We start from the raw sequence: 14,531 nt of genomic DNA, 5'->3' as shown, positions 1-14,531 counted from the left end.
GGCGGCTTACAGCCCCTCCCCGATCCTTATAGAAAGGAAGAATCGGCTTAATGACTCGCAAACTGTTTTCATTCAGCTTAGCTCTTCTGCTATTCACTACCTGGTTGCTGCCACAAACATTGCTGGCGGTGGATTCTCCTTCATTTTTCCTTGAGATGAGCGACAAAACAAACGCAGGCAAAGAGGTACAAGTTACCGTCAAGGGCAAAAATCTGACGGATGTGTTCGCTTATGAATTTAATTTGCAATTTGATTCCAAACGCCTGTTATTTAAAGACGGCAAAAGTGCGATATCCGGCTTTACTGTCAGCCCGATAATAAAGGGTGACCTGCTAACTTTTGCTCATACGAAGGTTGGACTTTCACCGGGGCAGAGTGGAGATCTCACGTTCTTCACGCTTAATTTTGAAGCCATTGAAGAGGGGGACGCCCTCATTCAGATAAAAGACGTGAAATTAATTGACTCCGATTTGAAGATGACATCGCAAAAAGCAGAAACGCTCGCAACTATACAGATTGGCCAGATCCTTCTGACGGACATTGACCAGCACTGGGCGGAAGCTTCTATTCGAAGAGCTGTCAGTCTTGGCATCGTCAAGGGTTATGATGACGGTACGTTCCGTCCGGAGCGTCCGGTAACTCGCTCTGAGTTTGTCACGATGTTGATGCGTGCATTGAAGCCTCCTGCAAGTGATAGTAAAGATCTGGCTTTTGCCGATGTCGATGTGATTCCACCGTGGGCAAAAGAGCCTTTATCGGCAGCGGTGAAACAGAATGTCATTAACGGTTATGAAGATAACACGTTCCGTGGTGATAACCAGATTACCCGTACTGAAATGGTAACGGCTATTATTCGTGTGCTCGGATTGAATGAAGAGGCAAGCGAGAATACGTCCTTTGCGGATTACGAGTCGATTCCGGCGTATGCAAAAGGATTTGTTGCCGCAGCCCTTAAGGCTGGATTAGTACAAGGGAAAGAAGACAATGCCTTCGCTCCTAATGATCCTACAACGCGAGCGGAAGCAGTAACGTTAATTCTTAGAATGCTGGACATGAAATGATGATTGTCTAAATAGAAAGGTGATGGATCGTGAAACTTTTGACTAAAGTATGTTCAGCATTCCTGTCTTTCGTGATTGCGGCTCCTTTACTTGCATCCACCGGAACTGTTCTGGCTGCCGATCCTGTCGATTACCAACTGGATATCAACGCAGCACAGCGGGGAGCTACGATAAGCCCGAACTTGAACGGGCTATTTCTGGAGGATATTAACTATGCCGGTGACGGAGGGCTGTATGCCGAGCTGGTTGAGAATCGTTCCTTCGAATTTCTTTCTGCGACGGGAAGTACGGCGAATTCGACACCGGCCCCACTTTTTGCCTGGAAATTGATACAAACTGGAGCGGGTGTCGGCACGATTACCGCACTGAAAACAAGTCCGTTAAATGCCAAAAACCCAACGTACCTGCAGCTGTCCGTGACTGCGCCGGGTGATGGTGTTGGCATTTCCAATGATGGTTATGATGGTATGGCCATTAAGAATGGCGACAATTACGATTTCTCCGTGTACTTGCGCAGCAGCGATGCGTTAACGGAACCGGTTACGGTCAGTGTCATGGATCCGTCAGGGACACAATCCTATGGCGAAGCTCAAATTGCAGGCTCCGGGATCAAGGGCACATGGAATAAGTTCACGGCAACGATTCAGGCTACAGGATCTGCAACCAATGCCAAGCTGTTTATCAAAACAAAAAATACCGGTCGAATTGATATCGATATGGTCTCGCTATTCCCTCAGGAAACATGGAAAAATCGTCCAGGAGGGCTTAGAGCCGATCTGGTGCAGATGCTTGCGGATATGAATCCCAAGTTTCTAAGATTTCCAGGCGGAGCCATTGTCGGCGGTAAAAACATGGCCAATGCGTACAACTGGAAAAACACGATTGGGGATGTAGCGGAACGCCCGAATAACATTAATTTCTGGTCAACGGCCAACCGAGGTGAGAAAGGGGCGGCGCTAACCCAAAATCAATCGGGAGGTTTAGGCTTCTATGAATACTTCCAATTGGCGGAGGATCTGGGCTCGGAGCCGCTGCCGGTTGTAAATGTAGGCATGGTCGAGCAATTTCTGGTCGGTGGTCCCAACACGCCATTGAGTGAGATTCAGCCCTATATCCAGGATGCGCTCGATCTCATCGAATATGCCAATGGCGATGTTTCTACGGAATGGGGCGCTAAGCGCGCTGCGGCTGGGCATCCGGCTCCGTTTAATCTGAAATATATGAGCCTTGGCAACGAACATTGGGGACAGGATTATTATGATCGATATCCTTTGTTCTACGATGCGATTAAAGCTAAATATCCGTATATGAATCTCATTTTTTCAACGGGTGGCAGTGCGGACGTTGCCGCAGGCTGGAATTGGATGAACGACCCAAGTAAAGGAAAGGGCCGAGCGGAAGTCATCGATGAGCACTATTACACGAACGCCTCCTTTATGCTGAACAATACGAACAGGTACGATAGTTACGACCGTAATTCCAAGCAGGTATTTGTCGGCGAATATGCGGTTAAAAACGATGCGGGTTCCGCCAATAATGGCGATGGCAATACAGGCAACTCGATGAAAGGCGCTCTTGCCGAAGCAGCGTATATGACTGGACTTGAGCGCAATGCGGATATTGTGAAGTTTGCCTCGTATGCGCCAACCTTTGCCAAGCTCGGAAGCGCAGGCGGAAATACGTATACACAGTGGTGGCCTGATCTCATTTTCTTTAATAATTCGCAAGTCTATGGAACGACATCCTATCAGGTTCAGAAGTTATTTAGCAGTAACACGAGCAAAAGCTCTTATGTACTGCCTAGCACCTTATCCAAACCTAACGCGAGCGCCTTAGCAGGTGTATACTCGGCAGTCAGTAAGGACCTTTCAACGGGTGATATTGTTGTAAAACTAGTAAACAACTCCAGTGCTGCGCAAAACACTCGTATCCATCTGGATGGAATCAACGCAGCCAACCTGTCGCTGGAAGGAACGGCAACGGTACTTGCCGCTAACGCTTTGACCGACGAGAACTCGTTAGCGAATCCAACCAAAGTTGCCCCGCAAACACAGGCTATATCTGCAGTAAGTCCACTATTCGACTATAGCTTGCCTAAATATTCAGTGACGGTTTTGCGTTTGCATACGACAGGCGAGAATCCGTTAGATATCCTTAGTATTCCTTGTATCACCTTGGATGCTGTTGTGAACAAAGCACCGAAATTACCAACGACTGTAACAGCGATACTTAAAAATGGCACGACGACCAAATTAGCGGTTACCTGGGATCCAGTCGATGTCTCGAAGTTCTCTACAATAGGCAATATCTTTATCGTTAATGGCGTAGTCCCAAGTACATCTGAGAAAGCGATGGCGATCGTAACGGTCATTGGAACGCCGTCGTTAACAAGCATTGATCCGGTTTCCGTCTCCACGCGAGCGGGTGTAGCACCTTTCTTGCCAACTACCGTGAAGGCTAACTATTCGGATCAGAGCAATGATTATGTTGGCGTCACATGGGAACAACCGGATGCAGCGAAATATGCGCAAGCAGGAACGTTCACCATGGAAGGAACGGTTGCGGGCACGACAATAAAAGCCGTAGCGAATGTGACGGTAACGCCAGGACCGGCGGCAGGAACAGACTTAATGCTCTGGTACAAATTTGACGAGGGCAACGGAACGACGCTTACCGATTCGTCCAATAAAGGGAATACCGGAACGTTAAAAACAACTTCGGGAGGTTCAGCCACTTGGGTGGCAGGAGGCCATGACGGCACAGGATTGAACTTGAACGGCGGCAAAATTGACGCCGGTACGAGCCGAGATTTGCAGCCGGCGGATATTACCGTCTCCTTCTGGTTCAAGCGAACAGCCAGCATCAGCGGTGAACAGGTCGTCGCATGGTTCAAGCCGAATGGCAATTATGCGGGACAGGGCTTTTTCATCACTTTCAATGGCGCGATTATTATGATGATTGACGGCACGAACCTGTTCAAGGTGGCTCAAGCACCAAATACCTTCTTCCCATTAAATGAATGGACACATGTCGCGTTTACGTTTAACTCGGTATCCAAGCAAGGCGCTATTTACAAAAACGGCGTAGCCCAACAGGTAGCTATTGAGGGAGCCTTGAATAGTATTACGCCAACCAGCGACCCTAAATTAATCGGCGTTAGCGGTTATTCGGACGGCGCACCGTTAAAGGGCGGGGTGTTGGATGATTTCCAAATCTATAATCTGGATAAGAGTCCACAAGAAGTTCAGACCATCTATCAAGGGAAGCAAATTGCAAGCATTAACGAGATCCATGTAACGACGGAAGCGGGAACGGCTCCAGTGTTACCGACTGTTGTAACAGCGGTGTATAGCGACTCCTCAACATCGCCCGTAAATGTCACGTGGGATGCCGTTGATCCAATCAAGTATGCGCAAGAGGGCACTTTTATTGTCAATGGTGCGGTTCAAGGAACAGCTGTCAAAGCAAGAGCGAATGTTACGGTCGTTTCAGCAGGCGTCACAGCAGCGACATTAACGGGGCCTTCTTCCGTTGGCAGCGCTCAGGGTTTTGATTTGAGCATTGGCGTGAATAAACTGCGCACCAGCTTCACTACATTGAATATGGTGCTCAATTATGACCCAAGCAAAGTGCAATTCGAAACAAAAACGAATAGCAACGGTACGCTTTCCTTGGCAGACAATGTGCTGAGTCCTGAGAAAGCTAATTTCCGAGTGCTGGATACAGGTATAAAAGCGGATAAAGGCCAAATTATGATTCTTATGGCCGGTGAAGGAACCAATAATGAAGTCAGCGAGTCAGGCCCGCTGTTAACCGTACACGCTCGTGCGCAAGCCGTCAGCGATACGGTCACAACTAGCGTCTACATCTCCGACTTTGAAATATCTAAAGACGGTGTGGGCAGAACGGTAGAAGGCGCAACTCATGCGTTTGAAATCACCGTAGACAGGCAAAACGTGGATACATCGCTACTAAACGCGGCCATATCGCAAGCTCAAAGCAAATTGGATACGACAAAAGAAGGCACGACCATCGGTACGTATCCGGCAGCAGCGAGATCAGCTTTGCAGGCAGCGATTAACAGTGCACAAGCAACAGCGAACAACGCATCTTCGCAAAATCAAGTGGATGCAGCGGTCGTCAGCTTGCAAACTGCTGTACAAACTTACATCACCACTTTCATCACATTAATTCCGGGTCAAACAAGAATTACGCTGAATGATTTGTCGTTAATTGCCAAGTATTACGGAACGACGTCTTCAGATGCCAACTGGCCTCTGATTGAGAAAGCCGACATCTATCATAGTGGCGTTATTGACATTCATGCACTGGCGGCAGTGGCAAAAATGATTCTCGATGACTGGTTAAACGAGGAATAGTTAATTGCACGAAGGCAGGCCTGTCATCCTTGGATGACGGGTCTCGCTGTGATTTCTATGGATGATACTATGAATAGCAAAGGGGAGCCTTTCCATGACTTTATCGATCGCAAGACCTGTTCCATTGAAACAAATCCAGATTACGGATGATTTCTGGTCCGAGTACATTCGATTGGTTCGTGAAGTTGTTGTTCCTTATCAGTGGGAAGCGTTGAATGATCGAATTGAGGGGGCGGAGCCAAGCCATGCGATGAAAAATTTCAAAATTGCGGCGGGTTTGGAGGCCGGCGAGTTCTATGGGATGGTTTTTCAGGACAGCGATGTTTCGAAGTGGCTTGAAGCCGTGAGTTACTTATTGGAGACAAGGAAAGACCCGGAACTGGAACAATTGACTGACGAGGTTATTGATATTATTGCCCTGGCTCAGCAGAAAGATGGGTACTTAAACACCTATTTTACGCTCAAAGAACCGGAGAACAGATGGACGAATCTTGCCGAGTGCCATGAGCTTTACTGTGCAGGCCATTTTATTGAAGCTGCCGTTGCTTATTACAACTCGACAGGCAAAGAAAAGGTGCTCGAAGTAGCTTGCCGTCTAGCCGATTGCATCGATCAGGTATTTGGGCCTGGACCGGATCAATTGAACGGATATGACGGGCATCAAGAAATTGAATTAGCGCTGGTTAAGCTGTACAATGTCACACAGAATGAAAGATATTTGAGATTAAGCCAGTTTTTTTTGGACGAAAGGGGGAAAGAGCCGAGTTTTTATGAAATGGAGTATCAGCGCCGCAATGGGAAGGTCCATTTTCCAGCGTTAGATATCGTTCATGATCGTGCCTACAGTCAAGCCCATAAACCGATTCGAGAGCAGCACACGGCAGAGGGGCATGCGGTGCGTGCCGTTTATATGTGCACGGGGATGGCCGATGTAGCGGCGCAGACAGGAGATGCGGAACTGCTTGAAGCTTGCCGTCGATTATGGCGGAATATGGTCAGCAAACGGATGTACATAACGGGAGCAATTGGCTCTATGGAGTACGGGGAGTCGTTTTCGCTGGATTATGATCTGCCTAACGACACCGCTTATGCGGAGACTTGCGCCTCGATCGGCTTGATATTCTTCGCGCAGCGCATGCTGCAAATGGAGGCCAAAAGCGAGTACGCGGATGTCATGGAGCAAGCGCTCTACAATACTGTGATCAGTGGGATGTCGCGCGACGGGAAACGGTTTTTCTACGTGAACCCGTTAGAGGTATGGCCGGATGCCATCGGTAAAAATCACACGGTGAACCATGTGAAGGCAGAGCGGCAAGGATGGTTCGGATGTGCGTGCTGCCCGCCGAATATTGCGCGTTTGCTCGCTTCGTTAGGCCACTATGTGTATAACATTCAAGGGCGAACGATTTATGCGAACTTGTATATCGGCAATCAAGCGACTTTACAAATAGAAGGGCAGCAGGTAAAGATTGAGCAGCAATCCCAATTTCCTTGGAATGGACTTGTACGTTTTCACATTGACGTTGAGCGGGAGACGGAATTCACTTTAGCGCTGCGAATTCCGAAATGGTGCCGGGAAGCGAAGCTCGTCGTTCAGAATGAACTCGTTTCGCTTCCTGATGTTTGTGTAGATGGCTATGCCTATATCCATAGAAAATGGCAGCCAGGCGATCGCGTAGAACTGGATCTGGCGATGCCGGTCAACCGGATGACGGGCCATCCGCAGGTACGTGAAACCATCGGCAAAGTTGCACTTCAACGTGGGCCGCTGGTGTATTGCATCGAAGAGGTGGACAATGGACCGAACCTGCATCAAGTTCTTTTGCAGCGGCAGTCCGCCTACGAGCTTCAATTCGAGCCTGATGTCGTTGGAGGCCTTCAGACTATTTCTGTTCCTGCCTACCGGTTAGCATCCAGCGAGTGGGGAGACCAATTGTACATGGCCAGCGCAGAAAGCCATCTGGAAGAGGTCAATTTGAAGTTTATTCCGTATTATGCGTGGGCCAACAGGGGGCGCGGTGAAATGTCCGTGTGGGTAAAAGCGTAGTGATTGCCGGCTAATCCGCCGGTTTTCCTGTGCAGCTCCCGACATGATATAATGAACCCGATTAACAGCAGGAGATGATCGTCGGATGGGGTTCGCGAAAGTGTATTTAGCCTACTTGAAAAATAATTTATTCATGAGACTGCTGCTCCTGTTTTCACTCATTACGATTATTACGATTATTTCCTTTTCTTTTTACATGTATCACTCGATGTCGCAAGCCGCGATCAACCGTGAGCTGGATATACAAAAGAAGGCCATGATGAACGTTAATAATTATTTGGGACAGAAGTATGACTCGGCGCAGTCCATTTTATTCGGGTTATATCGGGATAGTTCGCTGGCCGCGGGCGTATCCTTCATGCTGCAGCATCCGTTTCAAGAATATGTGCAGCATAGCCTTGAACAAAATAATTTGGGTGGAAACAGCACATGGAATGATGGTTTGGAGTATTTCAAAAACCACTTGGAAGATGACGAGGATATTCGCAATATCATGTTGTACAGCGTGGAGCAGCAGGATTTGTACGTTCTGAGCCACAACCGGCCGATGAGGCTCATATCCGCGAACGCGGCGCACTCGTATATTCCGGAAGTGATGGCGCTCGACAGCAAGAGTGTCACGCTTCCGAATATTTGGGTGCGCGAAGCCGCGGATCAATGGGATAACCATCTATATGCCGTGCGGACGCCGATCAATGATAAACAAACGTTGAAAAACATCGGTCAACAGCTTGTTTATTTCAGTTCGGACAGCATTTGGAAAGTGTTATCCGATGAGCAGAAAGATTTGAAAGGGGCGATTCTCGTCCTGTCGTCAGAAGGCGGCGTCCTGTTCGACTCCTCAGATCAGTATTATGGCAAGCCTTATCCATACATGGACCAAGTGAATGCGATGTATGAGCACAGCGAGATGAATAATAACAATTATGTGACGAAGCTTACGCAAAATAAAGGTGATTTTATCGTCGTCGGCCTGATGCCCAAAGAGGAGCTTTCCGCTTCTTCGTGGCGAATCGGGAGCACGATTTTTTCAATTAGTGCCGTGTGTATTGCTATTGCGATCCTGCTGCCATCATTGGTCGTGCTGAATGTCGCTAAGCGAACGAACCTGATTATCCGCTTCACCCGGAAGGTCAAACAAGGTGATTTGACAGCACGGATTCAGGACAGTCGGGAGGACGAGTTGGGCCAGATTTCCCGCAGTTTTAACGAGATGATCGATGAATTGAACCAATATATCGACCGCGTATATAAGGCGGATATTAAGCAGAAACATACGGAATTAACAGCGCTGCAAGCTCGTGTGAATCCCCACTTTTTATATAATACACTGGAAGTGATCCGCATGCGGGCGATATCCCAAGGCGCTCATGACGTTGGCGAAATGATCTACAGCTTATCGGCGTTATTCCGCAGTTTTGTCCAGCAGAAGAAAGTTTACACATTGAAGGACGAGCTGGAAGCCTGCCGCTTGTATTTGGAGCTGTTTCAGATTCGCTACAAAGATAAATTTACGTATACAATCGAATGGGATCGGAAGCTCGCTCCTCTTCGCATTATGAAAATGTCGCTGCAGCCAATTATTGAGAACTACATCGTTCATGGATTGCGAAATGAGAGCACGGACAACCAGCTGCACATTCGAGTCCATCAAATGGAGGAATTCCTGCACGTTCAGGTGACAGACAACGGTAACGGGATAACGCCCGAACGTTTGAAAGAGATTGAGCAGCGCCTGCAAATGGAAGAGTCGGAAGACGAATCGTTTGGTTTACGGAGCATTCATCAACGACTGAAGCTTCTCTATGGAAGTAAATACGGCATCGAGCTGCGAAGCACCCCAGGGATTGGAACGACTGTTGATGTATGGCTGCCTGCGGACGGCGGGAAGGAAGATTACGATGTTTAGGGTTTTCATTGTGGATGATGAACCATTTATTGTAGAAGGATTGTACGACATTATCGACTGGGCGGAAATGGGGCTGGAGATTGTTGGACATGCCGGCAACGGTCAAAAAGCGCTGGAAGCTTTACAGGAAACGACCGTGGACATCCTCTTGACGGATATCTCCATGCCTGTGATGAATGGGTTGGATTTGATTCGGGGTGCCCGGGTTCACCACCCGGATCTGAAAGTCATCGTGCTCAGCGGATTCGATGAATTCAGTTATTTAAAAGAAGGCATGATGCTGGGCATTGAAAATTATCTGCTGAAGCCTATCAATATCAAAGAGCTCAAAGCAACTCTGCACAATACGGTTGAGAAGCTGAATTCTACGAAAGAGACCCGGCTGGTTCAAGCTTACAGTAAGCAAATTCTGAAAGACAACACCTTGCAGCGCTGGCTGACGCATCAGATTGCGCCGACGGAATTCTACGAACGAGCGGAATTGCTGGGCTTCAACCTGGATTGCCCGTATATGGTAGTCTCCGTATTGCGGACGGAAGCCAATGCCGCGGAGGTTTTTGAGACACTCTCACAGCGAGTGGAGGCACATGACGGGTTGACGTCCTTCTACGATATGGATGGCGATATCGTGCTGCTTGCGGTTATGAATGATGCGGATCGCGGCAGAAAAACGTTGAAGGATTTGCTTCGACAATTCCAAGTCGATCTGCACGACCGCTTACTCCGCATCACGGTAGGCAGTGTTGAACAGCTTCCTGAACAAACAGGAGAGAGTTATGCAAGCGCGAAGAAAGCACAGGAGTATTTCTGGGTTTATCCGGAGCTCTTTCTAATTGATGTTAGCGACTTAGCGTTCCATGAAGGCCATCCTAAGGTGGATTTCTCGATCATAGACTGGGCTAGTTATGCCAAACTGATCGTGGCCAAAGATCTGGAACATTTAAAGCTGCAAATTCAGAGTGATTTCAAGCGGATTCAGGCGCTGCCGGGAATTACCCCGCAGCATTTTCAGGATATAGCTTTCGAGATGGTGATTCATTTCAAAATGGAACTCAAGACCATCCGCCATACCGAGGAACAGGACGTATACAATCAAGCTTTTCAACAAATCAGGAGCTCGGTGACGCTTGACGACTTGGAAAAGGCGATTCTGGAAGTTGCTGAGATGACGGTCGGATTATTAATCTCTGACGTTCGAAGTCCGATCGTGCAGCAAGTATTGAAATATATTCACGAATCGTACGCCGATGAGCTTTCGCTCAAAATGCTGGGAGCTCATTATCATATTCACCCGGTCTATTTAGGACAGCTGTTTCACAAGGAAATTAACGAGTCGTTTACGGAATATATCAACCGGTACCGGATCGAGAAGGCCAAGGAATTGCTCAAAACAACCCATTTGAAAGTTCATGTCATTGCCAAAGACGTGGGCTATTGGGAAGTCGGTTATTTTTATAAACAGTTCAAAAAGTATGTGGGAATATCCCCGACCGATTATAGAGGACTGCTCTAGGGTAAACTGGAGTGCAGTCCTTTTTTTTGTTTTTTCTTTGATTTGTACATGCTTACATTTAATTTATCGTCTATTTGTAAATGCTTTCATAGGTTACTGTAAATATAGCCCCTCGGGCGTTATACAATAGAGCACTGAACAGGGAGGATACACACAGATGAGCAAGATTAAAAACCGATGGACGGCGACACTTGGACTAACGCTTGCGGCTTCAATGGTACTTAGTGCATGTGGAAGCAAAGATGCTAGCGATACGAATGGGGCGGGAACGCCAGATAAACCGGTAGAGTTGATTTGGTACACGATCGGGACGCCGCAAAAAGACGTTGACCGCGTGATGACGGAAGTTAGTAAATACACAGCTCAGAAAATTGGCGTAACTGTGAAAATGAACATGATCGATTGGGGCGACTATCCGCAAAAGATGCAGGTTATGACCGCTTCCGGTACCCCTATGGACATTATGTTCACGTCTTCATGGGCATTTGACTATGTGCAAAACGCGCGTAAAGGCGCTTTCAAATCGATTGATGATCTTCTCCAAAAAAATGGACAAGGGATTGTCAAAGCGTTGGACCCCGCTTTCTTGAACGGTTCTAAAGTAGACGGCCACAACTACGGTGTTCCAGCCAACAAAGAGCTTCCGGCACAAGACGTATGGCGTTTTAACAAAAACCTGCTTGATAAATACAACTTGAAAATCGATAACGTAAAATCTATCGAAAGCTTGGAGCCATTGCTGAAAACGATCAAAGAAAAAGAACCGAATGTATACGGCTTAGCTGTGGACAAAACGTTCATGCCATATGTTCCGTATGACTATGTCATTGAAAAAATGCCGATGGCTGTGAAAATCGACAACCCGGATTACAAAGTCGTCAACATTTTGGATACGCCGGAAATGAAGCAAGCGCTTCAAGTGATGAACAAATACTACAAAGCGGGTTACATTCCGACGGAAGCGGCAACGCTTAGCTCTTTGAACGATGTTCAAGTGACGGGCAAATGGTTCGCGGATAAAGCGACCAACCAACCTTTTGCAGATAATCTATGGTCCGCAAGCTATGGTTATCCCGTTGTTTCTACGCCAGCAAGCCCGGCTTTGATCTACAACTGGTCTGTCATGGGTTCCATGCAAGCGATCTCAGCCAATTCCAAATATCCTGAGAAAGCGATGGAGTTCTTGAACTTGCTGAATACGGATCCGGTTCTGCGCAATATGGTTGACTCCGGAATTGAAGGCGTTCACTACAAAAAAGTCGATAACGATAAAATGGAAAACCTGCCGGATTCCAAAAACTATGATATGCCGACCTTCTCGCTTGGAAACGTTCTACTGACGTACAAAGACAAGAAAGATCCAGAGAACAAATGGGAAGAGTTCAAAAAGTTTAATGACACGGGCGTACCTGCACCGCTGCTTGGTTTTAACTTCGATCCTTCGAAAGTAACGGCTGAAATCGCTGCGGTTCAGAACGTGAAAGAAGAATTCTGGGCGACATTGATGACAGGTACGGTTGATCCGGACAAATTCATTCCTCAAGCTAACGAGAAGTTCAAAGCGGCTGGTCTGGATAAAATCATTGCAGAAGCACAAAGTCAGATTGACGCTTGGAAAGCAGCGAACAAAAAATAAAATTGAATTCGGATTAGGCGAATGTCACGCATTCGCCTGATCTTTTTAATCGCAAATGGGAGGGGTGGTTTTATGAATAGAATAGGAGCATTTCTAAAAGATGTTAAACAAAGCAAAGTGCTGCTGCTCATGGCATTGCCGGCGACGCTTTGGTTCCTGTTCTTCTCTTATTTACCGATGGCGGGCATGGTGATTGCGTTTAAGCAGTATCGCTATAGCCGAGACGGTTTTTGGGCAAGTATTATGGAAAGCAAATGGGTCGGATTGCAAAATTTCAAGTTTCTTTTCAGTACAAATGATGCCTATATCATTACGCGAAATACATTGCTGTACAATATCGTATTTATTGTTGCAGGTCTCGTGCTCTCAGTGGCGTTAGCCATTGTCTTATCGGAAATTGCCAACAAGAAGCTGGCGAAACTGTACCAAACCGGGATGTTCCTGCCTTACTTTTTATCCTGGGTTATTGTAGGCTACTTCGTATTTAGTTTTCTTAGCTTTGATAAAGGGATGCTTAATCATATTCTCTCGGCGTTCGGAGTTGATCCGATCCGGTGGTATAACGACAAAACGTACTGGCCTCTTATTATTATTTTCGTCTATCTATGGAAATCCGTAGGGTATAGCAGTGTTGTTTATTTAGCCGCTATCATGGGGATTGATAAGTCCCTATATGAAGCTGCGATGATTGACGGTGCCAGCAAATGGCAGCAAATTAAGCACATCACATTCCCGATGTTGAAGCCTCTGATGACGATTCTGACGCTGCTCGCGATCGGGCGTATTTTCTACGCAGATTTCGGATTGTTTTTGCAAGTGCCAAGAGATTCAGGAACGCTATATTCGGTAACGAATGTTATCGACACTTATGTTTATCGCGGCCTCAAATCTACCGGTGAAATCGGGATGAGTACGGCAGCAGGTCTTTATCAATCGGTTATTGGTTTCATTCTCGTTATGACATCCAACTATATTGTTCGAAAATTTGATAAAGATAATGCATTGTTCTAAGGAATTGCAGGGAAAGGAGGAACTTTAAAATGATAGCAAAACGGATGAAAAGTCGTGATTTTCATAAATTGCCGCCGGTACTTAATATCCTGTTCAACCTCGTCGCAGGGATTTTTGCTTTGGCGTGTGTGTTTCCATTTCTATTTGTAACGATCATTTCATTTACGGATGAGAAGACGCTTAGCGCGAACGGGTATCGAATCTTTCCTGAAAAGTGGAGTCTGGAAGCCTATCGTTATTTGTTTAAGGCAGGCGATCAATTGCTCATGTCTTACGGAGTCACGATTCTAGTAACGGTTGTCGGTACGATTGTCAGCTTGATATTGACGGCTACGTTTGCTTATGCGATTTCAAGAAAAAGCTTTAAATTCCGCAATTTTTTCGGTTTCTTCGCTTTTTTTACGATGCTGTTCAATGGCGGTCTCGTGCCGACCTATATCGTTGTTACACAGTTAATGGGGCTTAAGGATTCCTTGTGGGCTCTCGTATTGCCGCTTGCCGGTAACGCCTTCTACATGATGATTATGCGGACTTTCTTCAGCACGTCGGTGCCTGATGCCATTATTGAGTCCGGAAAAATCGACGGTGCCGGTGAATTCGGTATTTTCATCAGATTGGTGCTGCCGCTTTCACTCCCGGGTTTAGCAACGATCGGCTTGTTCAGCACCCTGGGGTACTGGAACGACTGGTTTAATGCGCTGCTCTATATCGATTCGCCTAATCTCGTACCGCTGCAATCGATGCTGATGCGAATCGAGAACAGTATGCAGTTTTTGCTGCAAAACACGAGCAATCCTTCGATTGGCGTGGGCTTACTGCAGTCTCTGCCGCAGGATACATCGCGAATGGCAATGGTTGTGCTGGCTACAGGACCGATCATCTTCGCTTATCCGTTTTTCCAACGGTACTTTATTCAAGGTTTGACCATCGGCGCAGTGAAAGAGTAAGACAGACGGATTCATACAACATTTGTAT

8 protein-coding genes are annotated in these 14,531 nt (G+C 47.0%); all 8 read left to right on the top strand.

The features are described 5' to 3' along the window. Positions 1 to 50: 50 nt before the first annotated feature. The 8 genes from AC3WTJ_RS25965 (at position 51) to AC3WTJ_RS25930 (ending at position 14,503) form a co-directional block, all read left to right on the top strand. Positions 51 to 1,061: an S-layer homology domain-containing protein gene (locus AC3WTJ_RS25965; RefSeq protein ID WP_492524284.1), complete on the top strand. Its 1,011-nt coding sequence runs from the start codon at positions 51 to 53 to the stop codon at positions 1,059 to 1,061. A 29-nt stretch (positions 1,062 to 1,090) separates the two neighbouring features. Further along, positions 1,091 to 5,440 (top strand): alpha-L-arabinofuranosidase family protein, encoded by a 4,350-nt coding sequence (locus AC3WTJ_RS25960; protein ID WP_492524283.1) that lies wholly within the window; start codon positions 1,091 to 1,093, stop codon positions 5,438 to 5,440. A 94-nt stretch (positions 5,441 to 5,534) separates the two neighbouring features. Continuing rightward, complete coding sequence (locus AC3WTJ_RS25955) at positions 5,535 to 7,487, top strand: glycoside hydrolase family 127 protein (RefSeq protein ID WP_492524282.1); 1,953 nt, start codon at positions 5,535 to 5,537, stop codon at positions 7,485 to 7,487. Positions 7,488 to 7,572: 85 nt separating this feature from the next. Then, positions 7,573 to 9,396 carry a sensor histidine kinase gene (locus AC3WTJ_RS25950; RefSeq protein WP_492524281.1) on the top strand — a complete coding sequence of 608 codons (1,824 nt, stop codon included), beginning with the start codon at positions 7,573 to 7,575 and terminating at the stop codon, positions 9,394 to 9,396. Next, positions 9,389 to 10,909 carry a response regulator gene (locus AC3WTJ_RS25945; RefSeq protein WP_492524280.1) on the top strand — a complete coding sequence of 507 codons (1,521 nt, stop codon included), beginning with the start codon at positions 9,389 to 9,391 and terminating at the stop codon, positions 10,907 to 10,909. The genes AC3WTJ_RS25950 and AC3WTJ_RS25945 overlap by 8 nt, the downstream gene beginning before the upstream one ends. Before the next feature lie 157 nt (positions 10,910 to 11,066). Continuing rightward, a complete protein-coding gene (locus tag AC3WTJ_RS25940) occupies positions 11,067 to 12,545 on the top strand; it encodes an ABC transporter substrate-binding protein (RefSeq protein WP_492524279.1) in 1,479 nt (492 codons plus the stop codon). 72 nt (positions 12,546 to 12,617) lie between these two features. Next, positions 12,618 to 13,556: an ABC transporter permease gene (locus tag AC3WTJ_RS25935; protein WP_127450471.1), complete on the top strand. Its 939-nt coding sequence runs from the start codon at positions 12,618 to 12,620 to the stop codon at positions 13,554 to 13,556. A gap of 29 nt (positions 13,557 to 13,585) precedes the next feature. Then, positions 13,586 to 14,503: a carbohydrate ABC transporter permease gene (locus AC3WTJ_RS25930; RefSeq protein WP_492524278.1), complete on the top strand. Its 918-nt coding sequence runs from the start codon at positions 13,586 to 13,588 to the stop codon at positions 14,501 to 14,503. Positions 14,504 to 14,531 lie beyond the last annotated feature (28 nt).

It is taken from the genome of Paenibacillus sp. FW101-FHT12H11 (assembly GCF_058790355.1).
Note: the sequence above shows the minus strand (reverse complement) of the source record. Positions and strands in the feature narration are given on the sequence as shown.